At 52.6% G+C, this 23,084-nt stretch carries 28 protein-coding genes; 10 read left to right on the top strand and 18 right to left on the bottom strand.

Going from position 1 to position 23,084, the window contains the following annotated elements; genetic code table 11:
* Nucleotides 1-158 precede the first annotated feature (158 nt).
* The 7 genes from ahcY to ABKW30_RS03080 form a co-directional block, all read right to left on the bottom strand.
* Nucleotides 159-1,559 carry an adenosylhomocysteinase gene (ahcY, locus tag ABKW30_RS03110; protein ID WP_348596544.1) on the bottom strand — a complete coding sequence of 467 codons (1,401 nt, stop codon included), beginning with the start codon at nt 1,557-1,559 and terminating at the stop codon, nt 159-161.
* Nucleotides 1,560-1,734: 175 nt separating this feature from the next.
* Nucleotides 1,735-2,880: an alpha-hydroxy acid oxidase gene (locus tag ABKW30_RS03105; protein ID WP_348596543.1), complete on the bottom strand. Its 1,146-nt coding sequence runs from the start codon at nt 2,878-2,880 to the stop codon at nt 1,735-1,737.
* Nucleotides 2,881-2,934: 54 nt separating this feature from the next.
* Entirely contained in the window at nt 2,935-3,249 is a 315-nt protein-coding gene (locus ABKW30_RS03100; protein WP_348596542.1) for an HPr family phosphocarrier protein, read from the bottom strand.
* Between the two features lie 9 nt (nt 3,250-3,258).
* Nucleotides 3,259-3,660, bottom strand: coding sequence for a PTS sugar transporter subunit IIA (locus ABKW30_RS03095; RefSeq protein ID WP_008127362.1), 402 nt, complete (start codon nt 3,658-3,660; stop codon nt 3,259-3,261).
* 185 nt (nt 3,661-3,845) lie between these two features.
* On the bottom strand, nt 3,846-4,304 hold the full coding sequence (locus tag ABKW30_RS03090; RefSeq protein WP_348596541.1) for an HPr kinase/phosphatase C-terminal domain-containing protein: 459 nt from the start codon (nt 4,302-4,304) through the stop codon (nt 3,846-3,848).
* Nucleotides 4,301-6,088, bottom strand: a complete 1,788-nt coding sequence (locus ABKW30_RS03085) for a sensor histidine kinase (RefSeq protein WP_348596540.1) — start codon at nt 6,086-6,088, stop codon at nt 4,301-4,303. The genes ABKW30_RS03090 and ABKW30_RS03085 overlap by 4 nt, the downstream gene beginning before the upstream one ends.
* A gap of 107 nt (nt 6,089-6,195) precedes the next feature.
* Nucleotides 6,196-6,915 (bottom strand): response regulator transcription factor, encoded by a 720-nt coding sequence (locus ABKW30_RS03080; protein WP_163025315.1) that lies wholly within the window; start codon nt 6,913-6,915, stop codon nt 6,196-6,198.
* Nucleotides 6,916-7,224: 309 nt separating this feature from the next.
* Here ABKW30_RS03080 and ABKW30_RS03075 point away from each other — a divergent pair, with 309 nt between their 5' ends.
* From ABKW30_RS03075 to ABKW30_RS03060, 4 genes are all read left to right on the top strand, one after another.
* Entirely contained in the window at nt 7,225-8,838 is a 1,614-nt protein-coding gene (locus tag ABKW30_RS03075; protein ID WP_348596539.1) for a phosphoenolpyruvate carboxykinase, read from the top strand.
* Between the two features lie 112 nt (nt 8,839-8,950).
* Nucleotides 8,951-9,388 carry an alternative ribosome rescue aminoacyl-tRNA hydrolase ArfB gene (arfB, locus tag ABKW30_RS03070; protein ID WP_348596538.1) on the top strand — a complete coding sequence of 146 codons (438 nt, stop codon included), beginning with the start codon at nt 8,951-8,953 and terminating at the stop codon, nt 9,386-9,388.
* A 117-nt stretch (nt 9,389-9,505) separates the two neighbouring features.
* Nucleotides 9,506-9,964 (top strand): peptidoglycan-binding protein LysM, encoded by a 459-nt coding sequence (lysM, locus tag ABKW30_RS03065; RefSeq protein ID WP_348596537.1) that lies wholly within the window; start codon nt 9,506-9,508, stop codon nt 9,962-9,964.
* Between the two features lie 65 nt (nt 9,965-10,029).
* Nucleotides 10,030-10,644 (top strand): alpha-ketoglutarate-dependent dioxygenase AlkB, encoded by a 615-nt coding sequence (locus tag ABKW30_RS03060; RefSeq protein ID WP_348596536.1) that lies wholly within the window; start codon nt 10,030-10,032, stop codon nt 10,642-10,644.
* Here ABKW30_RS03060 and coaA read toward each other — a convergent pair.
* The 7 genes from coaA to hisB are packed head-to-tail and all read right to left on the bottom strand — an operon-like array spanning nt 10,631 to nt 15,259.
* Entirely contained in the window at nt 10,631-11,644 is a 1,014-nt protein-coding gene (gene coaA / locus ABKW30_RS03055) for a type I pantothenate kinase (protein ID WP_348596535.1), read from the bottom strand. The two genes, ABKW30_RS03060 and coaA, sit on opposite strands and share 14 nt — an antisense overlap.
* Before the next feature lie 2 nt (nt 11,645-11,646).
* Nucleotides 11,647-11,970, bottom strand: coding sequence for a phosphoribosyl-ATP diphosphatase (locus ABKW30_RS03050; RefSeq protein WP_348596534.1), 324 nt, complete (start codon nt 11,968-11,970; stop codon nt 11,647-11,649).
* Between the two features lie 13 nt (nt 11,971-11,983).
* Complete coding sequence (gene hisF, locus ABKW30_RS03045) at nt 11,984-12,769, bottom strand: imidazole glycerol phosphate synthase subunit HisF (protein WP_348596533.1); 786 nt, start codon at nt 12,767-12,769, stop codon at nt 11,984-11,986.
* A complete protein-coding gene (gene hisA, locus ABKW30_RS03040) occupies nt 12,766-13,509 on the bottom strand; it encodes a 1-(5-phosphoribosyl)-5-[(5-phosphoribosylamino)methylideneamino]imidazole-4-carboxamide isomerase (protein ID WP_348596532.1) in 744 nt (247 codons plus the stop codon). Before hisA ends, hisF begins: the two co-directional genes overlap by 4 nt.
* The gene (hisH, locus tag ABKW30_RS03035) at nt 13,506-14,156 is read right to left on the bottom strand and encodes an imidazole glycerol phosphate synthase subunit HisH (RefSeq protein WP_348596531.1); all 651 of its coding nucleotides are present in this window, start codon (nt 14,154-14,156) and stop codon (nt 13,506-13,508) included. The genes hisA and hisH overlap by 4 nt, the downstream gene beginning before the upstream one ends.
* A gap of 2 nt (nt 14,157-14,158) precedes the next feature.
* The gene (locus tag ABKW30_RS03030; RefSeq protein ID WP_348596530.1) at nt 14,159-14,647 is read right to left on the bottom strand and encodes a DUF2628 domain-containing protein; all 489 of its coding nucleotides are present in this window, start codon (nt 14,645-14,647) and stop codon (nt 14,159-14,161) included.
* A gap of 3 nt (nt 14,648-14,650) precedes the next feature.
* Nucleotides 14,651-15,259 (bottom strand): imidazoleglycerol-phosphate dehydratase HisB, encoded by a 609-nt coding sequence (gene hisB / locus ABKW30_RS03025; RefSeq protein WP_348596529.1) that lies wholly within the window; start codon nt 15,257-15,259, stop codon nt 14,651-14,653.
* Nucleotides 15,260-15,455: 196 nt separating this feature from the next.
* On the opposite strand from hisB, the gene hslV reads away from it, so the two are divergent.
* The 4 genes from hslV to ABKW30_RS03005 all read left to right on the top strand — a co-directional run bounded on the left by hslV (nt 15,456) and on the right by ABKW30_RS03005 (nt 19,057).
* On the top strand, nt 15,456-16,010 hold the full coding sequence (hslV, locus tag ABKW30_RS03020; protein ID WP_348596528.1) for an ATP-dependent protease subunit HslV: 555 nt from the start codon (nt 15,456-15,458) through the stop codon (nt 16,008-16,010).
* A complete protein-coding gene (locus ABKW30_RS03015) occupies nt 16,000-16,560 on the top strand; it encodes a GNAT family N-acetyltransferase (protein ID WP_348596527.1) in 561 nt (186 codons plus the stop codon). Before hslV ends, ABKW30_RS03015 begins: the two co-directional genes overlap by 11 nt.
* On the top strand, nt 16,557-17,858 hold the full coding sequence (hslU, locus tag ABKW30_RS03010) for an ATP-dependent protease ATPase subunit HslU (protein WP_348596526.1): 1,302 nt from the start codon (nt 16,557-16,559) through the stop codon (nt 17,856-17,858). Before ABKW30_RS03015 ends, hslU begins: the two co-directional genes overlap by 4 nt.
* A gap of 230 nt (nt 17,859-18,088) precedes the next feature.
* Nucleotides 18,089-19,057, top strand: coding sequence for a DUF1402 family protein (locus tag ABKW30_RS03005; protein WP_348597592.1), 969 nt, complete (start codon nt 18,089-18,091; stop codon nt 19,055-19,057).
* 7 nt (nt 19,058-19,064) lie between these two features.
* Here the strand turns inward: ABKW30_RS03005 and ABKW30_RS03000 are convergent, their stop codons facing one another.
* Genes ABKW30_RS03000 through ABKW30_RS02985 form a run of 4 tightly spaced genes read right to left on the bottom strand, consistent with a single transcriptional unit; the run spans nt 19,065 to nt 21,795 of the window.
* On the bottom strand, nt 19,065-19,436 hold the full coding sequence (locus ABKW30_RS03000; protein ID WP_348596525.1) for a helix-turn-helix transcriptional regulator: 372 nt from the start codon (nt 19,434-19,436) through the stop codon (nt 19,065-19,067).
* The gene (locus ABKW30_RS02995; protein ID WP_348596524.1) at nt 19,433-19,981 is read right to left on the bottom strand and encodes a Smr/MutS family protein; all 549 of its coding nucleotides are present in this window, start codon (nt 19,979-19,981) and stop codon (nt 19,433-19,435) included. The genes ABKW30_RS03000 and ABKW30_RS02995 overlap by 4 nt, the downstream gene beginning before the upstream one ends.
* Entirely contained in the window at nt 19,981-21,078 is a 1,098-nt protein-coding gene (locus ABKW30_RS02990) for a murein transglycosylase A (RefSeq protein WP_348596523.1), read from the bottom strand. The genes ABKW30_RS02995 and ABKW30_RS02990 overlap by 1 nt, the downstream gene beginning before the upstream one ends.
* A 21-nt stretch (nt 21,079-21,099) precedes the next feature.
* Nucleotides 21,100-21,795 (bottom strand): Tim44/TimA family putative adaptor protein, encoded by a 696-nt coding sequence (locus ABKW30_RS02985; RefSeq protein WP_348596522.1) that lies wholly within the window; start codon nt 21,793-21,795, stop codon nt 21,100-21,102.
* A gap of 177 nt (nt 21,796-21,972) precedes the next feature.
* On the opposite strand from ABKW30_RS02985, the gene ABKW30_RS02980 reads away from it, so the two are divergent.
* On the top strand, nt 21,973-22,452 hold the full coding sequence (locus tag ABKW30_RS02980) for an FxsA family protein (RefSeq protein WP_348596521.1): 480 nt from the start codon (nt 21,973-21,975) through the stop codon (nt 22,450-22,452).
* A 128-nt stretch (nt 22,453-22,580) separates the two neighbouring features.
* Nucleotides 22,581-23,066, top strand: a complete 486-nt coding sequence (gene secB, locus ABKW30_RS02975; protein ID WP_008127318.1) for a protein-export chaperone SecB — start codon at nt 22,581-22,583, stop codon at nt 23,064-23,066.
* The last annotated feature ends 18 nt before the right edge of the window (nt 23,067-23,084 follow it).

The raw sequence follows: 23,084 nt of genomic DNA, 5'->3' as shown, positions 1-23,084 counted from the left end.
TCTGGCTGGTCACCATTTGGCCCATCAAGAGCAACGTCATCCCGAATCACTACAATAAACCTTGAGGGAATCGACGGGAAGAACTATGCGTAAAAAAGAAAGCCGGAGAATTTCTCAATTCTCCGGCTTCTATATATTGTGGGTATATTCTAACTATATCAATATCTGTAGTGGTCAGACTTGAATGGACCCTTTGGAGTCACGCCGATATAGGCAGCCTGTTCTTCCGAAAGAACTGACAATTTTGCTCCGAGCTTATCAAGATGCAAGCGCGCAACCTTTTCGTCGAGGTGCTTAGGCAGAACGTAGACTTCATTCTTGTACTGCTCGCCGCGGCTATAAAGTTCGATCTGCGCCAGAACCTGGTTGGTGAATGAAGCGGACATGACGAAGCTTGGATGACCGGTTGCGTTGCCGAGATTGAGCAGGCGGCCTTCCGAAAGAAGCAGCAAACGCTTGCCATCCGGGAACGAAATCATGTCGACCTGTGGCTTGATGTTGTTCCACTTGAGATTACGCAGGGCCGAAACCTGAATCTCGTTGTCAAAGTGGCCGATATTGCCAACGATGACCATGTCCTTCATCCGGCGCATGTCATCAATGGTGATAACATCCTTGTTGCCGGTTGTGGTGATGATGATATCTGCGGTCGGTGCTGCGTCTTCGAGCGTAACGACTTCGAAACCATCCATCGCTGCCTGCAGCGCGCAGATTGGATCGACTTCCGTTACCTTGACGCGAGCACCGGCGCCGAGCAGCGACTGCGCCGAACCCTTGCCAACATCGCCATAACCGCAGACCACGGCAACCTTACCGGCCATCATGACATCCGTTGCGCGGCGAATGCCGTCAACCAGCGATTCCTTGCAGCCATATTTGTTGTCGAACTTCGACTTGGTGACGCTGTCGTTGACGTTAATGGCAGGGAACGGCAGCAGGCCCTTCTTCTGCAACTGATAGAGACGATTTACACCAGTCGTGGTTTCTTCAGTTACACCCTTGATCGCATCGCGCTGCTTGGTGAAGAAGCCCGGGGTTTCCTTCATGCGCTTCTTGATTTGCGCGAAAAGGATTTCCTCTTCTTCGCTTTCGGGCTTCGACAGAACGTCTTCACCAGCCTCAGCGCGCGCGCCGATCAGGATATACATGGTGGCGTCGCCGCCATCGTCGAGGATCATGTTGGATGGCTGACCATCCGGCCACTGGAAAATCTGGTCCGTATAGGTCCAATATTCTTCGAGCGACTCGCCCTTGACCGCAAAAACTGGCGTGCCGGTTGCAGCAATGGCTGCTGCGGCGTGATCCTGTGTCGAGAAAATATTGCACGACGCCCAGCGAACTTTTGCACCAAGTTCCTGCAAAGTCTCGATAAGAACCGCAGTCTGAATTGTCATGTGCAGCGAGCCGGTGATACGCGCGCCTTTGAGCGGCTGCGACTTGCCGAACTCTTCGCGGCTGGCCATGAGGCCCGGCATTTCGGTTTCAGCAATGTCCATTTCCTTGCGGCCCCATGCGGCCAGCTCAAGGTCTTTGACTACATAATCCTGCTTATCGGCCATCTTTTTCAGCTCCGTCTTTGTTTATTCTGATCGGCAAGGCCCAAGTTTTCAGGCCGCCGGAGATGCGCTTGACTAGCAGATATGCCATCCGCGCACAATGGGACATAAAGAAATCCTTATGCGTGCATATCCAGCGCGGTGAACGTCGTCCGTTTCTGTTTGATCATTAACCGCTTTATCTGAAACGAAGGTTCTCGCGGGAAAGCTGATCGACAGAGGTACAACCCATGAGCTTCATGCCTCTCTCAACTTCTATTCTCAACAGATCAACGGCACGTTCCACGCCTTCCTGACCTGCCGCGGCAAGCGGAAACAAATAATATCTGCCGACACCGACAGCTTTTGCCCCAAGCGAAAGTGCCTTTAGGATATGCGTTCCACGTTGAACGCCGCCGTCCAAGATTACGTCGATCTTATCGCCAACTGCATCGACAATTTCGGCAAGCTGGTCAAAAGCCGCCCGTGAGCCATCAAGCTGACGGCCACCGTGATTTGAAAGAATAATGCCCGTACAACCTATATCAACGGCCCTCTTTGCATCGGCCACAGACATGATGCCTTTGAGGCAAAACTGTCCGGACCAGAGCTTGACCATTTCTTCGACGTCATCCCAATCCAGCGAGGGATCGAGCATCTCTGTGAAATATTTACTGAGGGACATGGCACCGCCTTCCATCTGAACATGCCCTTCGAGTTGTGGCAGTCTGAACTTTTCATGAGTAAGATAATTCAGTGCCCACATTGGCTTGATGGCGAATTGCAGCATTCCGGCCAGATTGAGTTTGAATGGAATCGAGAACCCTGTGCGCCGGTCACGCTCGCGGTTGCCGCCGGTAATGCTGTCGACCGTCAGCATCATGACCTCGACACCTGCTCCTTTGGCACGCTCCATCATGGCACGGTTCAGTCCGCGATCCTTGTGGAAGTAGAACTGGTAGACCTGAGGACCGCTGTGTTGCTTGCGCAATTGTTCGAGATCAACGGTTCCCAGCGAGGAAACACCGAACATGGTGCCGTATTTGGATGCGACATTGGCAACGGCATGTTCACCGCGATGATGGAATAGGCGCTGCAGCGCTGTGGGCGACAGATAAAACGGCAGCGTCAGTTTTTGCCCCATGATGGTTACTGACATATCCACTGCTTCAACGCCGCGGAGGACGCTTGGCAAAAGATCGCAACTGTCAAAGCTTGCAGAATTACGTCGCAGCGTTACCTCGTCATCAGCCCCGCCATCAATGTAATCGAAGATAGGACCCGGCAACCGTTGCTTGGCCAAGGCCCGGAAATCATGGAAATTATAGCAATCGCGCAGACGCATCAAAACCTCGTATAGCGCTTGGGAATGGGAAGAGTAACGTCAATGACCGGGTGATCAGGCTTCTTCGCCAAACTTGTCCGCAATCAACGCGCCAAGCGCTTTCATAACATCGGAAGCCTGACGTCCGGACGCGCTGACTTTGATACAGCAGCCGGGCGAGGCAGCAAGCATCATCAGGCCCATGATAGATGTGCCGCCCACGGTCATGCCGTCTTTTTCCACACGCACATGTGCATCATAGCCATCGACAAGCTGAACAAACTTTGCAGAAGCCCGCGCATGCAAACCGCGCCGGTTAACGATTTCGAACAACTCGACGAGCGCGTTTTCCGGGTTAAATGTGCCAGTGGTTTCAGCAGTCAGGCGCATTCATTACCTCTATTTGGCTGTCAGCACCTGGCTGGCAACATTGATGTATTTTCGTCCAGCGTCCTGGCTTTCCTTCAAGGAAGCGGCCATGTCATTGGTAACCCGAACACTGGAAAGTTTGATCAGCATTGGCAGGTTAACGCCAGCGATGACTTCTACGCGTCCGGCTTCCATAACCGAAATTGCAAGGTTGGATGGTGTGCCGCCGAACATATCGGTGAGGATAATGACGCCCGAACCATTGTCGGCGCGTGCAACAGCATCAACAATGTCTCGCCGGCGTTGCTCCATATCATCATCTGCACCGATCGAGACGGTCTCCAGATATTCCTGCTGCCCGACCACATGCTCAACCGCATGATGAAACTCTTCGGCCAGTCTTCCGTGCGTCACAAGCACGAGTCCGATCATTCTGAAACTGCTCCTGTCGCGCCCGCCCGTTCAAGAATAGGCTTTTTTCTGCGCTCTAAAATGCCCCTTTTGGCAGGTGTCGCATTCTGGCAGGACGAATCGCGAAGGCAAGCAGAAAATGTCATACACATGGCAGTCAGTCATTTTATCGCAGGATAACTGTTTAACCCGCTGAATCAGCCAGATTATTTTTTCCATAGTGGTTTAAATAACCACGCTTCAACCGAACGGCATGCGGATTCGACCTCACCTGCCGGCAGTATCAACTGCTCAATTGCGACGCCCTGAAGCTCTGCTTCGGCATTTTCATACATTCTGATGGCATGTGCTGGCTCAATCAGATGTACCACGAGATGAATCACTGCGCGCGACTCAAACGCTATCTCATGCAGTCCCGACCCCCGAATCTCCATTCCGCCTCGAAGGGTTTCAGGGGTGGTACAGATCAAGCGCCCGGACGTCGCATGCAGCAGGCATTGATCGTCGCTCACCAAAGCAGCGTACCGCCCTTCAAAAGAAGCACGATCAAGAAGTGCATTGGCCAACGATGACTTGCCCGAGCCCGAAGCTCCCGTGATGAGGACACCGCGGTCGCCGACCACAATCGCAGTCGCATGGACTAGTTCACCTACAGCTCCACTCATGCCTCAACCGGCAGGACAGCGATGAACCGCGCGCCGAGATAATTGTCCGGATTTGCGGGATCAATAATGTTTTCAGCATTCAGCGTACCGCCATGCGCTTCGATAATCTGACGACTGATTGAAAGGCCCAGACCCGAGTTCTGGCCAAATGCTTCGCCTGCCGGACGATCCGTGTAGAAACGCTCAAAAATACGATCAATCTGTTCGACACGGATGCCGGGGCCGTTGTCTTCTACAAGAATGCGAATCCTGTCGCCCAGATGTTGAAGCGTGACAGTAATCACTCCGTCATCAACAGGGACAAACGAGCGTGCGTTCTCGATCAAGTTGGATACGACCTGACCAATCCGCAAATCATGCCCTACAACAAAGAAGCCCTTCCGGTTATTCGGGAGCTTGTCCACCACATACTCAATGCGAGTGTCCTTCTTGTTGCGTCGCACTTCGCGAGCAGCAACCACCAGATTGCCTAGAAGGAACTTGAGATCTACATGTTCGGAATCTTCTCTCGCCAGTTCAGCATCCAATCTTGAAGCGTCAGAGATATCAGTGATCAGTCGATCGAGGCGACGTACATCGTGCTGAATGACATCCAGGAGCCGTTTGCGGGAATCGTCATTCTTGGCAAGCGGCAATGTTTCTACAGCGCTACGCAGCGACGTCAGGGGATTTTTCAACTCGTGACTAACATCCGCAGCAAAGCTTTCGATTGATTCAATCCGCGCATAGAGTGCATTGGTCATATCGCGGATGGATGTCGAAAGATGCCCGATTTCATCCTGACGTTCGGAGAAGTCTGGTATTTCTTCACGGTTCTTGACGCCATGGCGAACGCGGTCCGCCGCGGCTGCGAGCCTGCGCAGCGGATTGGCTATTGTCGAAGCCAGAAACAGGGAGAGAATAGCCATGACCAGAGCAGCGACAGTGAACACGCGGATGATCGCATACCGTTCGCCCTGAACGATCTTGTCTATGTCGCCGCCTTCCGTCGATAGAAGCAACACACCGAGCACAGCGCGGAAACGTTGAATCGGCACGGCAACCGAGACGATCTGTTCACCCTTCTCAGTCATTCGCACAACTGTTGCAGGTTGTCCTGTCAGTGCTTTGACGATTTCAGGATAAGACGAGCCGTTACCGCCGGGCAATTCCTGATAGATCGGTAGATCGCTGCGACGTAGAAGCCGTGTCATGCGATTGGTCAGGCGCTCAAAAAAACTTGGTTCTTCGCCGTCAATGGGCGGAAGATCGTAGCGAAGGACCTGTCCGCGTGAATAGAGGTGGCGCGAATCAAGCAAAAGATTCGAATCGCGATCATAGATGCGGGCGCGAGTACGCGTCGGTGAGATCAACCGACGCAGCACAGGCGCGACACGCTCCGGATTGATCGGAAAATCGAGATTATCAAGAACGTCGGGTGAAGGCGTGATGCTCTGTCCGGCTTGAAGTTCCAACAGCTTTTCCGGATCAATGGCGATGGAGTTTGTATCGACCGTGGCCGATGAAGCGATTGCACCAGCGATAATTTCGCCCTGTGTCATCAAGCTCTCGACGCGAGCGTCGATCAACCCGTCACGAAACTGATTGAGATACATGATGCCGGAGAGAAGAACAGCCAGACCGGCAAGGTTGAGAAAGAGAATACGCCGCGTCAGGCTTGAGAAAAGATAATTGCCGAAGACGCGGTTAAGCGGTTTGAACAGCCGACGCAGCGCGAGCGAACGCTTCCGGCGCATAACAGCGCTCTTGCGCGTAATATTGCCGCCTCGCAGTTCGGCTACCATCTCTGCCTCAAAACATCCGGAACAGGTTGCCTCTTCGCATTCATAACGCGTCGAGACAACCATATTTATAGCCGATCACGCGGCTTTGAAAGCAGGTTCGTCTGCGATCAGGTCTCGCGGAAGCGATAGCCAACGCCGTAAAGCGTTTCAATCATATCGAAGTCGTCGTCAACAACCTTGAACTTCTTGCGCAGGCGCTTGATGTGACTGTCGATTGTGCGGTCATCAACATAGACCTGCTCATCGTAAGCAGCATCCATCAGGGCATCACGGCTTTTTACGACGCCCGGACGCTGCGCCAGGGAGTGCAGAATGAGAAACTCGGTGACCGTCAACGTTACCGGCTCGCCCATCCATGTGCAGGTATGACGCTCCTGATCCATGACAAGCTGGCCGCGCTCAAGCGACTTGGCCTGCACACTGCCCGGTTTGGCTGCGCTTTCGCGCGCAGCAACCCGGCGCAGAACCGCCTTGACCCGCTCAACCAGAAGGCGCTGCGAAAACGGTTTGGTGATGAAATCATCCGCACCCATTTTAAGGCCGAACAATTCGTCGATCTCGTCGTCCTTCGAAGTCAGGAAAATCACTGGAAGATCTGATTTCTGACGTAGGCGGCGTAGAAGCTCCATGCCATCCATGCGCGGCATCTTGATATCGAAAATGGCAAGGTTAGGCGGACGGGCAGTCAGGCCATCCAGCGCCGAAGCTCCATCTGTATAGGTCTCTACGCGATAACCTTCCGACTCCAGTGCGATGGATACGGATGTCAGAATGTTGCGGTCGTCGTCGACGAGCGCAATAGTCTGCATTGCGGGTACTTCCCTCATGCCCTGCCTTCCTATGTGCTTCAAACCTGTGCGCTTGTGCCGGACAAATTAGGTACAAAATGTGGCACAGATCGCAAACCTTGTCATCCAATCACTTTTAAAGGTGTTTTTTATATCTGACGAACATTCCTCCAGCCCCTCCAAATTAAACCGATTTAAAAAAAATTAAAATCTTTAAATCGATTAAACATTTGAAACTATTTGATATTTCTGCTTTTGACCAATTCTAGTCGCATTCGGCATTGAACATGTGGAATGCGGTTAACCAAAAGTTTGACCTATGCACCCTACTTAAACAATGGCGGACAGATGACTAGAGAGATCGGCATCCATAACGCGGCAATCGCGCTCGGCAACTTAGGATTAGAGGGCGTTTCGGCGGCCTACTACAATCTTGGAACAGCAGAACTCTATGAGGAAACATTGCGCCGTGGCGAAGCTGAATTGACAGCTCAAGGTGCACTTGTTGCCCGTACGGGCCAACACACGGGCCGCTCGCCCAAGGACAAGTTCGTTGTTCGCGATACATCCACCGAAGGCAATATCTGGTGGGACAATAACGCAGCAATGTCACCTGCAGCTTTTGAGTTGCTCTATGCGGATTTCATGGAGCAGGCAAAGGGCAAGGACCTGTTTGTCCAGGATTTGATTGGCGGTGCCGATGAAGATTATAAACTCAACACGCGCGTCATTACAGAATTCGCGTGGCATTCCCTGTTCATCCGCAATCTTCTCATCCGTCCTGAACGCGAAGATTTGGCTGATTTCGTTCCGCAGATGACGATTATCGATCTACCGTCCTTCCGAGCAGACCCTGCACGCCACGGGACAAGGACCGAAACTGTTATTGCTGTAGATCTCAATCGCCTGATCGTTCTGATTGGCGGTTCAGCTTATGCAGGCGAAATGAAGAAGTCTGTCTTCACGGCGCTCAACTACATTCTGCCGGCAAAAGGCGTCATGCCAATGCACTGCTCAGCCAATGAGGGCCTTAATGGCGATACCGCCGTATTCTTCGGACTTTCCGGCACAGGCAAAACCACACTTTCGGCCGATCCGACACGTACTTTGATCGGCGATGACGAGCATGGCTGGGGCGAACACGGCGTTTTCAACTTCGAAGGCGGTTGCTACGCCAAAACCATCCGTCTTTCCGCGGAAGCTGAGCCGGAAATCTTCGCAACCACACAACGTTTCGGCACAGTGCTGGAAAATGTTGTGTTGGACGAGAAACGTCAGCCCGACTTCAATGATGGTTCGCTGACCGAAAATACACGCTGTGCCTATCCACTCGACTTTATTCCGAACGCGTCGAAGACGGGCAAGGCAAGTCATCCGAAAAACATCATCATGCTCACGGCCGACGCTTTTGGCGTTATGCCGCCCATTGCGAAGCTGACACCTGCCCAGGCAATGTATCATTTCCTGTCCGGCTATACTGCAAAGGTTGCTGGCACAGAACGTGGCGTAACCGAACCTGAAGCAACATTCTCAACCTGCTTCGGCGCTCCATTCATGCCACGGCACCCGTCGGAATACGGAAATCTCCTGCGCCAGCTAATTGCCGACCATAATGTTGATTGCTGGCTGGTAAATACCGGCTGGACAGGCGGTGCCTATGGCGTTGGCAAGCGTATGCCTATCAAGGCAACGCGGGCTCTATTGTCTGCCGCACTTGATGGATCGTTGAAGAATGCCGAATTCCGCACGGATCCGAATTTCGGTTTTGCGGTCCCGGTTTCAGTAAACGGCGTTGACGGTTCCATCCTCGATCCACGCTCAACATGGGCAGACAAGGCAGGCTATGACGCCCAGGCCAAGAAGCTTGTCGACATGTTCATCCGCAACTTCGACAAATTCGAAAGTCACGTTGATAGCGATATCAAAGCCGCCGCTCCGCATACGCCAGTTGCAGCGGAATAAAATTCCACTTTGAAACTAAAAAGCCCCGTCCAGCATGGGGCTTTTTTTTATGGCGATTGGCTGGTTGGCAATGGTTCTTTCAGAAAATTAAAGTTTAGGCTACCAATCAGCCATGGAAGAAAGTCGCAGCAAAATCCGAATCAATAATCGAATCTGGATCGATGAGAGCGATCTGGAGGAGAGCTTTATTCGCTCTGCGGGTCCCGGCGGACAGAATGTAAATAAAGTTTCCACCGCCGTTCAGTTGCGATTTTATGCTGTGCGGGCAGGATTGCCTGATGAGGTTCTGGCGCGGCTCGTCACGCTTGCGGGACAAAGAGCGACCAAGGATGGCGAAGTCCTGATTGAGGCAAATCGCTTTCGCACACAAGAACGCAACAGGCAGGATGCCCGCGAACGTATGGTGGCGCTGATCGCGAAAGCTGCAGAGCCGCCTCCGCCGCCACGCAGAAAAACCCGCCCCACGAAAGGCTCAATCGAACGTCGATTGAAAGAAAAATCAGGCCGTTCCGGAGTGAAAAAACTGCGCGGCAAAGTTCAGGGCGACTAGCCGGGATCAAATGGCCTCAACAAGCGTTATCGTGTGAGTTCAATTCATTCTTTCCAAAGCGGGCGTGAAATGTCACAACAATGCCTGTCGATTTGAACAATCAACAAGGAGCCAGTCATGGGACTATTTGATTTCGTTAAATCCGTAGGCAAGAAAATTGGTATTGGCGATGAAGAGCCGAATGCCGACGATCTAAAAAAGGAGCTGGACTCCCACAAACTAGGCACCGAAAACGTTGAGGTGGTCGTTGAAGGGGACAAGGCAGTACTCAAAGGCAATGTCACCAATCAGGAAATTCTTGAGAAAGCCATCATCGCGGTAGGTAATTCGCTCGGCGTTTCCAAAGTGGATACGGGCGGTTTACAGGTCGATCAGACGACAACGGGTTCTGTTGCCAAAGCTCCGGTCTTCTACACGGTGAAAAAGGGTGACAATCTCTGGAAAATCGCCGAATCCCAGTATGGCAAAGGCAAGGGCGCAAAAAACACACTCATTTTTGAAGCCAACAAGCCGATGCTGAGCCACCCGGACAAGATCTATCCTGGTCAGGTTCTGCGTATTCCTGAACTCAGCTAAATAAAACTTCACCAATCCCAAACCCGGTGCATGACGCCGGGTTTGTTTTTTGAGGTTGCAGGTGAATGCTACTGCTCGCACCGGGTATTCGCTATTTTCCGGATTATTTCAGCCAGCAGCAACAGGCATCACTGCTGGAAGAAATCCGTGCGGTGGTGACTGCAGCACCCCTTTACGTTCCGGCAATGCCACGGACTGGTAAGGAAATGAGCGTGCAAATGACCAATTGCGGGACCCTTGGCTGGGTTACCGATAAAGAACGCGGTTATCGCTATCAGGCCACACATCCGGTCACAGATCAGCCATGGCCGGAGATTCCGCAACAACTGCTGGAGCTTTGGCAGAGCGTGGGTGACTATCCGCAATCCCCCGAGGCTTGCCTGATCAACTTCTATTCCGAAACGGCAAAAATGGGCCTTCATCAGGATCGCGACGAGCAAAACCTCGAAGCACCGGTCGTTTCCGTATCGCTGGGAGACACGTGTCTTTTCCGATTCGGCGGCACCAACCGTAACGACCGGACGCAATCCATCAAGCTTGCGAGCGGCGATGTCGTCGTGCTGGGCGGCGAAGGACGACTGGCATTTCACGGGGTCGACCATATTTATCCTGGCACTTCGACTTTACTGAAAAGCACTGGCCGGATCAATCTTACGCTAAGGCGCGTTACAGCTTCCTGAGCGCCACTTCTTCAACGAGATGATTGTTGCCTTTGCGCAAGATCAGGTCAGCGCGCGGCCTCGTCGGCAAAATGTTCTCACGCAAGTTCTTCAGATTGATATTCGCCCAGAGGCTTTCGCCGATTGCTCTGGCGGAATCATCAGAAATTGTCGAATAGCGATGAAAGAATGAGCTTGGGTCTTTAAAGGCAGTTTCACGCAGACGCATGAAGCGATCAATGTACCATTTGTGAATTTGCTCTTCGTCTGCATCGATATAGATCGAGAAATCGAAGAAATCCGAAACGAAGGGCACCATTTTACCATCTTCAGGCAGGTCGCGCACCTGCAGCACATTGATACCCTCGAAGATCAAAATATCCGGCGCATCGACAGTCTGGAATTGCCCCTGCACTACATCGTATGTCAAATGGGAGTAAAGCGGGGCATTGACGTTGCGCTGTCCTGCCTTGATCTGCGAGAGGAAGCGCAGTACCATTCCGACATCATAGCTTTCCGGAAACCCCTTGCGCTCCATCAGGCCTTTGGAACGCAGCACGTCATTGGGATAAAGGAAACCGTCTGTCGTGACGAGATCGACTTTTGGGCTTGAGGGCCAGCGTGCCAGCAGCTCTTTCAACACGCGAGCAGTGGTTGATTTACCGACCGCAACCGAACCAGCAACACCGATGATGAAGGGTGTCTTGAATGCATCGCCCGTATTGAGAAACTGACGGCGCTGGTAAAACAAGAGCTGGCTTGCTTCGACATGAGCCGAAAGCAGGCGGGAGAGCGACAGATAAATCCGGCTTACCTCGTCGAGATCGATCGGATCGTTAAGCGAACGCAGCCGCTTGATCTCTTCATAAGTCAGCGTGATCGGCGTATCGGCACGAAACTCCGCCCAACGCTCCGCGCTGAAAAAGCGGTACGGAGAAAACTCGCTGGGTGCCAATTGATCCACGACGTCACCTTCCGCCAGTCTGATCGCCTGCCTCTCACCTGCCGGGGCTTTGAACATGATCAGCCCTGCCCCCGCGAAGCTTTTTCCTCTAGTCCGGTCTGGCTTGTCCGGTGCTGCAATTCTGCCAAGACCTCATCAAGCTTGATACCGGAAATTCCGAGAACAACGAGGAGATGATAGAGCAAATCCGCGCTCTCGGAAACAATGCCTTCCCTGTCGCCCGACACAGCCGCGATAACTGTTTCCACCGCTTCTTCGCCAAGCTTCTGGCTGGCTTTGCCAATGCCCTTGGCATAGAGACTGGCTGTATAGGATTTTATATCCGTCGAGCCAGCGCGGATGGCAACAATGCGTTCCAGATCTGCCAAAGTGAATGCAGTCATCAAAACTCTCCAATCAACGCACAGGGTCGAGCCGCATCGGGATACCAGCCGCAGCCATATGCGCCTTCGCTTGCGCGATTGTATAAGTCCCGAAATGGAAAATGGATGCTGCAAGGACCGCCGATGCATGGCCTTCCCGGATGCCTTCAACCATGTGATCAAGGTTGCCGACGCCGCCTGATGCGATAACCGGCACACGAACCGCGTCAGAGATTGCCCGTGTCACGGGTATATCATAGCCAATTTTCGAGCCATCGCGGTCCATGGAGGTCAAAAGGATTTCTCCTGCGCCAAGATCCACAACTTTTCTGGCGAACTCAACCGCATCAATGCCTGTCGCCTGACGTCCGCCATGGGTGAAGATTTCCCAGCGATCAACCTCGTTTGCCCCTGAAACTTTCTTCGCATCTATTGCGACGACAATGCATTGATTGCCGAATTTGTCGGCCGCCTCTGCGATAAAATCAGGATTAACCACAGCGGCTGTGTTGATAGACACCTTGTCAGCGCCTGCCAGCAGCAGCTTACGAATGTCCGCAACTGTCCGCACACCACCGCCTACAGTCAGCGGCATGAAGCACTGCTCGGCAGTGCGGGCGATAACGTCGAATATCGTCTCACGATTATCCGAAGATGCCGTAATATCGAGGAAGCAAAGTTCGTCCGCTCCCGCCGCGTCATAGGCTTTGGCTGCCTCGACAGGATCACCAGCGTCAACGAGATCGACAAAATTGACGCCTTTGACGACCCGTCCGTCCTTCACGTCCAGACAGGGGATTACGCGTGCTTTGAGGGTCATGCTGCGCGCTCCCTTGCCTGCCGGAGGACATCCAGCGCCTCTTCAGGGTCAATGCGTCCATCGTAGAGCGCCCGGCCTGTGATCGCGCCCTCCAGCTTACGCGCATCAGGCATGGTCATGCGGACAATATCCGCGATTGATGCGAGCCCGCCTGAGGCAATGACAGGGATTGAAACCGCCTCTGCCAGTTGCAGTGTCGACTCCCAATTGATGCCCGCCAGAATACCGTCGCGGTCGATATCCGTATAGATGATCGCCGCAACACCAGCACCCTCAAACTTCTTTGCAAGCTCTATTACGCCCAACGTTGATGCTTCGGCCCAGCCTTCCACGGCGACCTTGCCGCCTTTGGCATCGATACCGACGGCTACCTTGCCCGGAAACCGCTTGCAGGCCTCAATGACCAGCTCCGGATCTCGTACAGCAATGGTGCCCAGAATGACGCGCGACAGGCCCTTGGCAAGCCAGGCTTCAATGTGATCCAGCGTCCGGATACCACCGCCAAGCTGAACGGGGTTTTTTGTTGCTTTAAGGATCGCTTCCACGGCTGCGCCATTGACCGACTCACCGGCAAAAGCACCATTGAGATCCACAACGTGAAGCCACTCGAACCCCTGATCCTCAAAAGCCTTGGCTTGAGCACCGGGGTCAGTGTTGTAGACGGTTGCCTGTTCCATGTCGCCAAGCTTGAGCCGGACGCATGTGCCGTCTTTCAGATCAATCGCCGGAAAAAGTATCATGGGTTCCACCTCAAAAAATTACCGATGAGAGCAAGGCCAAGGGCTTGGCTCTTTTCCGGATGGAACTGTGTTCCGGCCATATTGTCATTGGCGACGGCTGCAGTGATCGCACCGCCATATTCGGTAACCGCAAGAACGTCGTTTTCTATTTCCGTATCCAGAAAATAGGAATGAACGAAATAGGCATGCAGTCCTTCCGGCCCGGTTTTGATACCATCAAACAACGGATGAGGTCGGGTCAAGCGAATGGTATTCCAGCCAATCTGCGGAATTTTCAACGCCGGATCAGAGGGTACCATCTCGCGAACATCGCCTTTGATCCAGTCAAACCCGGTTGAAATGGTTTTTTCCAGCCCTCGGGACGACATCAACTGCATGCCAACGCAAATGCCAAGGAACGGGCGTGCTTTTTTGACCGCGACTTCGTTGATAGCATCAACCATGCCTTCGACGGCATGAAGACCGCGACGACAATCCGCATAGGCACCAACGCCGGGCAAGACAATACGGTCTGCAGAACGCACACGCTCTGCATCAGCAGTCAGGTCAATGGTGGCATTGATCCCGTTTTCATATGCTGCACGTTCAAAGGCTTTTGTGGCCGAGCGCAGATTACCCGAACCATAATCAATAATGGCAACGCGCATGTTCAGTTTTCTCCGCGATGGCTGACGAGGCCAACCATGCCGCCAACTACAGGTTTGAAGCCGCGAGCTTGAGCGGGCATATCAACTCTGGCCGTCGGTTCGCTTGGTTGCTCGGCAACAAAGTCATCACCGTAGAAATAAGCAATCTCGGCATCACCCGCATTTGCTGCATCCACAACAGCGCGCTGCTCGAAACCCTTGCGCTCAAGCTTGGCATGGCGCCAGCGACTCGCCTCAAGTCCCACGAGCAGCGAAAGCAACGCAGTAATGATGGCCGCCATGTCTGCATGGCCGGTGTAAGAGCCAATCAGCGAGACGGCGATGGTGGCCGCGAGTACCAATCCAGCCTCAAGCCACAGTCTCTGCAATAGCAGCCACGGTACAGGGAAAATGAACGCCAGCCAGATAAAACCATCGCGGATGAAGACCGCGCGATCTTCATCAGGTAGGCCGTTACGTAACTGCGGCGTCAGCACAATAAAGCTGGCCATAACTCAGCCTTTCAAACTGCCCTTCGTTGAAGGAATAGCATCCTTCTGGCGAGGATCGGTTTCAATTGCGTGCCGTAACGTACGGGCCACGGCCTTGAAGCAAGTCTCGGCAATATGGTGGTTGTTCTCACCGTAAAGATTCGCGATATGCAGGGTAATCCCGGCATTTTGCGCCAAGGCATGGAAAAACTCCCGAACCAGTTCGGTATCAAACGTGCCGATTTTAGGTGCCGAGAATTTTACATGCCAGATAAGATAAGGACGCCCTGATACATCCAGCGCAGCGCGTGTCAGTGTCTCGTCCATGGCGAGGTCGAGCGAAGCATAGCGGTTTATGCCCCGGCGCTCCCCCAAAGCCTTTGCAATAGCCTGTCCAATGGCAATACCCGTATCTTCGACGGTGTGGTGATCATCGATATGCAGATCGCCATTGGCCTTTATATCCATGTCTATCAGCGAATGACGCGAAAGCTGCTCCAGCATATGGTCAAAGAAACCGACGCCTGTTGCAATATTGAATGCACCGGTTCCATCCAGATTCACCGAAACGGCAATGCTGGTTTCCTTGGTTGTCCGCTCTACCTTCGCTTCACGCGTGCTGACGCTGCTCATGCCTCTATCCCGCTGGAGAAATATCTTTAATTGTGGCCTTCTAAAACACGAATGCCGAATCTCCAAATGCTTTGATGGCTTAGGGTTATAGAGTCATTTGCATTTCTGCTGCGGCATCATACATAAGTGGAACAGAAGGGGTTCGATATGCTGCCAAATGGGGCATGAGCCGGACCCGCTTTAAGGAGCGTGAGCCATGCAAGAACACAACCCCTCCACCATGTACGGGACTACCATTGTGACCGTCCGCAAAGGCGGCAAGGTGGTCATAGCCGGTGATGGACAAGTCAGCCTCGGCAACACCGTCATGAAAGGCAATGCCCGCAAGGTTCGCCGTATCGGAAAAGGCAATGTCATTGCCGGTTTCGCTGGTGCAACCGCAGACGCCTTCACATTGCTTGAACGACTTGAATCCAAGCTCGAACAATATCCTGATCAATTGATGCGGGCCTGCGTCGAACTCGCAAAAGATTGGCGTACGGACCGCTATCTGCGCCGCCTCGAAGCCATGCTATTGGTCGCCGACAAATCTGTGACGCTGGCACTTACCGGCAATGGTGACGTGCTTGAACCTGAATATGGTGTAATGGCTATCGGTTCCGGCGGAAATTTCGCTTTGGCAGCAGCCAAGGCACTTTTGGATACAGATAAGGATGCTGAAGAAATTGCACGCACTGCGATGCAGATTGCGGCCGATATCTGCATCTATACCAACACGAACGTAACGCTTGAGAGCCTCGATGCAGCCTGAAGCTGAAGCTGGGACCAAGTTCCGTTACCGTTTCATTCCGGTTGAGCCACGCCATCTGAACATGATTTCGGAATGGCTGGCAGAGCCGCATGTGGCGCAGTGGTGGAATGATGACCCGGAAAGGGAAATAGCCGAGATCGCCAACCATATGGATAGTATTTCGGTTGAACCCTTCATTATCATGCTTGGCGATGAACCGATCGGCTATCTGCAAACTTACGATCCACACCTTGAGGATGACCACCCCTACCAGGACCAGCCCGGCGGCACGCTTGGAATGGACCTTTTCATCGGTGAGCCGAATCTGACCGGAAAAGGTCATGGAGCGCGACTGATTGATGAATTCGTATCGTTGCTCTTCGAAGAAGGCGTTCCACGCGTAATCATTGATCCTGATCCGGCCAACAGGCAGGCAATCCGGGCTTACGAAAAAGCGGGCTTTATCGCTTTCGACACGAGAACATCAATCTATGGTCCCGCCCTGATGCTGGCACGGGATAACTTTGAAATTTGGCCCAACGACGGGCAGGAAGAAACGAGAATCCAATGACAACATTTTCTCCAAGAGAGATCGTCTCTGAGCTTGATCGCTATATTATTGGCCAGAACGACGCAAAACGTGCCGTTGCTATTGCGTTACGTAACCGTTGGCGCCGCCAGCAGCTGGCAGGCCAGATGCGCGAAGAAGTCATGCCGAAGAATATCCTGATGATCGGACCGACCGGCGTTGGTAAGACGGAAATTTCCCGCCGGCTGGCCAAGTTGGCAGGCGCCCCTTTCATCAAGGTCGAAGCAACCAAGTTCACTGAAGTTGGCTATGTCGGACGCGATGTTGAGCAGATTATCCGCGATCTGGTTGAAGTCGCTATTGGCCTTGTGCGTGAAAAGAAGCGTGAGGACGTGAAGGCCAAGGCCCATGTCAATGCGGAAGAACGTGTGCTTGACGCTCTGGTAGGCAAGACTGCCAGCCCTGCAACCCGCGACAGCTTCCGCAAGAAATTGCGTGACGGTTTGATCGACGACAAGGAAATTGAGGTCGAGATTTCGGACACGGGCTCGCCGAGCTTCGAGCTTCCGGGCATGCCGGGTGCCAATATTGGCGTGCTCAATCTTAGCGACATGCTTGGTAAAGCCATGGGCGGCCGTACCAAGACTGTTAAAACCACCGTGAAGGAATCCTACGGTGTTCTGATCAATGACGAGTCAGACAAACTGCTCGATCAGGACCAGATCACCCAAGAAGCACTACGTTCCGCTGAAAATGACGGCATCGTCTTCCTCGACGAGATCGACAAGATTGCAGCGCGCGATGGCGGAATGGGTGCAGGTGTGTCCCGCGAAGGCGTGCAGCGCGACCTGCTCCCATTGGTGGAAGGAACGACGGTCGCGACCAAGTATGGCCCGATCAAAACCGATCACATCCTGTTCATTGCATCAGGTGCATTCCATGTATCCAAGCCTTCCGATCTTCTACCGGAATTGCAGGGGCGCCTGCCTATTCGTGTAGAGCTAAGCGCTCTTACCCGGGATGATATGCGCCGCATTCTCACTGAACCGGAAGCAAGTCTGCTCAAGCAATATATCGCGCTCATGGCAACTGAAGAGGTCAAGCTGGATATTACGGACGATGCGATTGATGCACTGGCAGATATTGCCGTTGACCTTAACTCGACGATAGAAAACATCGGCGCACGACGTCTACAGACAGTTATGGAACGTGTGCTCGACGAGATTTCATTCAGTGCGCCTGACAAATCCGGGGCCGAATATACTGTCGATGCAAAATATGTCCGGGATACAATTGGCGACATGGCCAAGAATGCTGATCTCTCCCGGTTTATTCTCTAGAGAAAACCTCTTCCGGATCATGTGAACTGAGAAATCGCGATGGGAACCGTCGCGATTTCTTGTTTAAGAGTAAGTTCCAGCCGGAGATACCATTTGAAATATGAGATGGCAGGTTGAGTTGCCTAGTTCCCACACAGTCAAGGGACTCGACGCCTTGAACTGAGGTTTTTCTGGCTTTCATCGAAACAAGCCGCTATTGCGGGGCCTCTGACTGGATTTCTGGATCGATGATGAAACGAACCCTGTGCCTCATAGCAACCAGCTGTTTTGTGCTGTTTTCTGCTGTTTCCCAATCTGCATTCGCTGTAACCCTCGTGCCCGTGGGTAACCGCAATGTTAGCCAGCCTGGTGTTCCAGCTGCGTCCGCCAAGCGGACACGCGAGATGAATACGACCTATGAAGCAAAGTACCAGAAAATTTATGGCCTGCTAAAGAGCGACTCGAAGCTGCGGTCAAAAATTGCCAGCGTTTCCAGAACCTACGGGATTGATCCGGTTCATGTTGCTGGCGCGCTCATCGGCGAGCACACCTACAACGTCGATGCCTATGATCGACTGCAGACCTATTACGTCAAGGCCGTTTCCTATTTGAAACAGGGTCTCAGCTTTGACTACAAGGGAGAAAGTATTGGCGATTTCGTCAAGCGTCCTCAGTTTGCCGAGTGCAACAAGTTCAAGGATAGTCTTCGCCTTTGGTCGTGCCGGGAAAATGTCTGGGATAACAACTTTCGCGGAAATACGATCGGCGGGACGAGCTATCCTAATAATCGTCTGAGCGCTGTTTTCTTCCAGCCCTTTTATGCGGGTCAAAGCTTTGGTCTAGGGCAACTCAGTCCTCTCGTCGCTTTGCAGATGACGGATATGGTCAACCGTTACTCGGGCTTGCCAAAGCTTGATGCCGATCATGCTACCGAAGTCTACAAGACCATTATGGATCCTGATCTGACGCTGCCATACATGGCCGCAACACTGAAACATTCAATCGATGTTTATCGGCGGGTTGCCGATCTCGACATTTCCAAGAATCCTGGCCTAACAGCTACGCTATACAATACGGGCGGTGCCGATGCTCGTGCACGCGCGCTTGCCAACATCAACGCGCAGCGCTCTGCAAATGGCGAATCCCTGCAAATGCCTGAAGAAAACTACTATGGCTGGCTTGTTAACGAGAAGGTCGATCAGCTCAAGGCTTTGTTCTAGTCTCGCTTTAGCGTCGGCGCTTGTCCGGCAATGATTTCAGCCTGGTGATGAACATATCTGTTGTTTCCGGGTCTATATCCCCAATACGCATGGAAAGCAGGTTCGCAAGCTCTGTTACAGAGGGCGAAAGGCCGCCCGTATCAATAGTCACGCGCGGTTGCGAGATCAGCGCCAACCTTTGCAGTTCTTCTGCCTCATCCCAGATAATATTGAAGTACTGGATGATACGCTGGAGTTTGTCCCATGTTGGCTGGCCACGCCGCCCATGCTCCAGTGCGGAAAGATAGGCTGCCGAAACACCGATCGCCTTGGCCATGTCCTTTTGCGAGACGTTCCTTTCCTGCCGCAACTCCCGCAGTTTTTTCCCGAAAGGTGTCATGGGGCCTCACGACGTATGCGAACATAGATTGCGCCTGTGCCGCCATGATTGCGAGCTGCATCCTCATAGCCATTGACCAGAATGCGGAAAGCGGGTGTGGCAAACCACGAGGGCACCGCCTGACGGAGTACACCATCGCTACCAAACGAAGCGCCTTTGCCGGTAATGACTAGTACATGCCGCAATTTTCTCAGATGGGCCCGCTGCAAGAAACCCAGCAGCAGACCATAGGCTTCGCTTTGCGTCAGCCCATGAAGATCGATCCGGCCTTCGATAACAACGCGTCCCTTGGCGATTTTCTTATGGGTCGGTTTGTCGATTGGATGAAGAAGGTGCGGACGTGGAGCTGGTTTTGCCGGGAATGCCGGTGCCTGCTGCCTTGGTCTTTCTGGAGCGGAGGGTTGCTGCAACTCGCTCTCGGATTTTTCATCCAAAAGAAATTGAGGTTTGTCCTTACCCTTTAAAGGGCGGGTCGTCTTCGCAACGGTCTCCCAAAGTATCCGGTCTTCGAGCGTTGCAAACTCCGGTGATGATTTTTTCTTCATCACATCGATCCCAGCAGGCTTCGCGGTACCAGTGCATAGAAATCTGCATTGTGACGAATACCTCCGGCTATCTCGCCAGCAGCATCACCTGAACCCGCAAACAAATCACCCCTCGCCGGGCCAACAATTGCCGACCCAGTGTCCTGAGCGATCATCAAACGGGAAAAGCTATTTCCACCAAAGGCAGTCAGTTGCGGCGCATGAATGTAAAAAGGGGTTCCAAACGTATGGAGAAGGCGGTCGACAGCCATCGACCGCCCCCCCATAAGCGGCACCTTTGCCGCTGCGATGGGGCCGAGGCTTTCGTCATCTACAGCTGCTTCACGAAAGAAGATGTATGACTGGTTATTCCACATCAATGACTGGGCTTGTTCCGGATGTTCGGCAAGCCACTTGCGTATGGACTGCATGGATATGTTTTCAGGAGCAATCTCACCCCGGTCAAGCAGTATTTTGCCTATTCCGGTGAAGCGATGGCCAGTCTTTGCGGCATAGGTGATACGGCGTAGACTTCCATCAACCATTTTCAGCCGTGCTGCTCCCTGCACGTGAATGAAGAATGCATCCACAAGACTTTTCACAAAGGCGATTTCCAGTCCCTGCCCATCAAGTGCGCCGCTCTCAATGGCTTGGCGATCATAGTATTCTGAAAGTCCTGCCGATGTCTGACGGGCAAAGGCAAAATAGGGATCAAGCCCTGCAGGGCGATTGCTATCATCTATATCGATCAGATCATTAGGTCGTTTCAGGAAGGGAATCCTGAATTCATCCGTTCGCACCGGAGAGGCGATGACTTCCGGCTCGTAAAATCCGGTGACGAAACCACTGGATGAGTTGTCCTGCATTATCCGGGCGGGACGAAACCATTTCTCAAAAAATTGCCGCGCCTGAATATCTGTTTGGACAATTGTTTCACGTGAATCAGCGAAAATTGGTTCCAAGGCTTCAAATGAAATGCCAAGCGACCCGGATTTATAAGGTTTTTCCAGAACCCGATTTGCCGAACGCCTGAATGCAGTGAGGGCTTGCAGTTGATTGTCATCCTCCCAACCGGGGCAATCTTCAAACTCCACCGGTTGCAGCAGGGGCGATAACATGTTTTCTGATCTCAGATATGGTCAGTCTTCAGCTTCAGTAGCAACAAGCTTCCAGTTCGGATCTTTTGATCGGGTGTCGCGGGCAAACGTCCAGACATCCTTCACCTCGACAACAGCTTCCTTATCGCCATCGATAACAGCATCATCCTTGTCGAGGGTCGCCGAAATCAGCTCACTTATAATGCGAACGGTCACATGAGATTCGGTGCCCTTCATCTCGGCACCGATGATCTCTGCCTTATTGATCCCTACGAAAGAAGACTGAACTTTCTCACCACGCGACTCACGATCTGCGATAGCTGAAACAAAGCCGTCAAAAACTTCGCGCGAAAGCAAGGATTTCAGCGTCTTTCGATCGCCATCGGCGAATGACATGACAATCATCTCATAAGCCATCTTGGAGCCATCAAGGAATTTCACTGGTTCGAATATTGGGTCAGCGGCCTGAATGGCACGTAGACCATCATTCAATGGCGTGCCCGGCTTCGCAAGACTGTCGATCTTCTCGAAGTCATTCTCTTTGACTTCGCCGCGTCTTGGCAGAGAAACAACATTGTCGCCAGACTTTGCCTTGTCATCAACCTCACCCTGTCGCGAATAAGGATTGAACGGCGGGCGCTCGCTTCCGGTACGGCGTCCAAGGACTTTGCGTAACTGCAGGAAGATCACCACAGCTGCTACGAAGAAAAAGATTGTTCCAAAGTCCAGGTATTCCATGTTGCCTGCCATTCATCCAGATGTTCGTTTCCGCTTTCGATCTTTCGTCGAAATATCAAAAATATATAGATTGCCAATTGCAATCATACAAATACTCTTCACGCTTACCTATATAGGCATGAAATTGACACCGGCCATGCATAATAGCCGGATATGTCCTTTGAAAGGTAAAATAGTTTGCGATCTCTTATTCCTCTGTTCCTGTTGGCTCTGCCTTTTCTGGAAATAGCCGGTTTCATCATCGTCGGAAACGAGATTGGTGTTCTGGCAACGCTTGGCCTGATCATTTTGGCTATTTTTGTCGGTGTATTCCTTCTGCGCCTGCAAGGATTTGGTTTGATCCAGAAAATACGTGAGGAAACAGCAGCCGGACGCTCACCGAAACGCGAGCTTGTTCACGGTGTGATGCTGTTCTTTGCGGCTTTGCTGCTGATCATACCCGGTTTCATTACGGACATTCTGGGCCTGCTCCTCTTTATCCCAGCGGTACGTGACCTTGGCTGGCGTTGCATCAGCGACAGGGTGGTCGTTGTGAATTCAAGCGGTAAACGCCCAGCCGGTGCACGGCAAACCCGCATCAAGGAGAATGTCATTGATCTCGATCCGGAAGACTATTCAAGCAAACCAGACCCAAAGTCGCCATGGAAGCCTGATTAGTGAGAGTCAGCATATGGAACGATAGGATTAGACCCGACAGCTTGCCTCGCCAAACAACACATGCTAGCCAGCCATCATTGATTTTCTAGACCGCTGCGGCGGATGCAACAGTAAAAGGTTTCCAGATAATGGCTGATGAGAACGCAGAAAACGGCAATGGCAACGGTACTGTCCAGCCACAGACCCTGAATATTCTGGCGCAGTATGTGAAGGATCTTTCCTTCGAAAGCCCAGGTTCACCCCTGTCGCTGCGTCCGCGTGACAAGGCCCCGGGTATCAGCATCAACGTCAACGTTAATGCCAATCCTATTGCCGAGAACGATTTTGATGTTGTTCTCACGCTTTCCGCCAAAGCTGCTGAAGGCAAAGAGGTTCTGTTCAACGCGGAACTCGTCTATGGTGGTGTTTTTCGTCTCGAAGGCTTCCCGCAGGAGCATCTCCTGCCGCTGCTTTTCATCGAATGCCCCCGCCTGCTGTTTCCCTTCGCACGCCAGATCATCGCTGAAGCAACGCGCAATGGTGGCTTCCCTCCATTGATGATCGACCCGATCGATTTCGCACAGATGTTCCAGCAGCGCATGGCTGAGGAACAAGCCAAGGCGAAAGTCAGCTAAAATCTGATACTGATTAAA

The organism is Phyllobacterium sp. SB3, from assembly GCF_040009165.1.
GTDB lineage: Bacteria > Pseudomonadota > Alphaproteobacteria > Rhizobiales > Rhizobiaceae > Phyllobacterium.
This window is presented reverse-complemented; position numbering and strand designations above follow the sequence as displayed.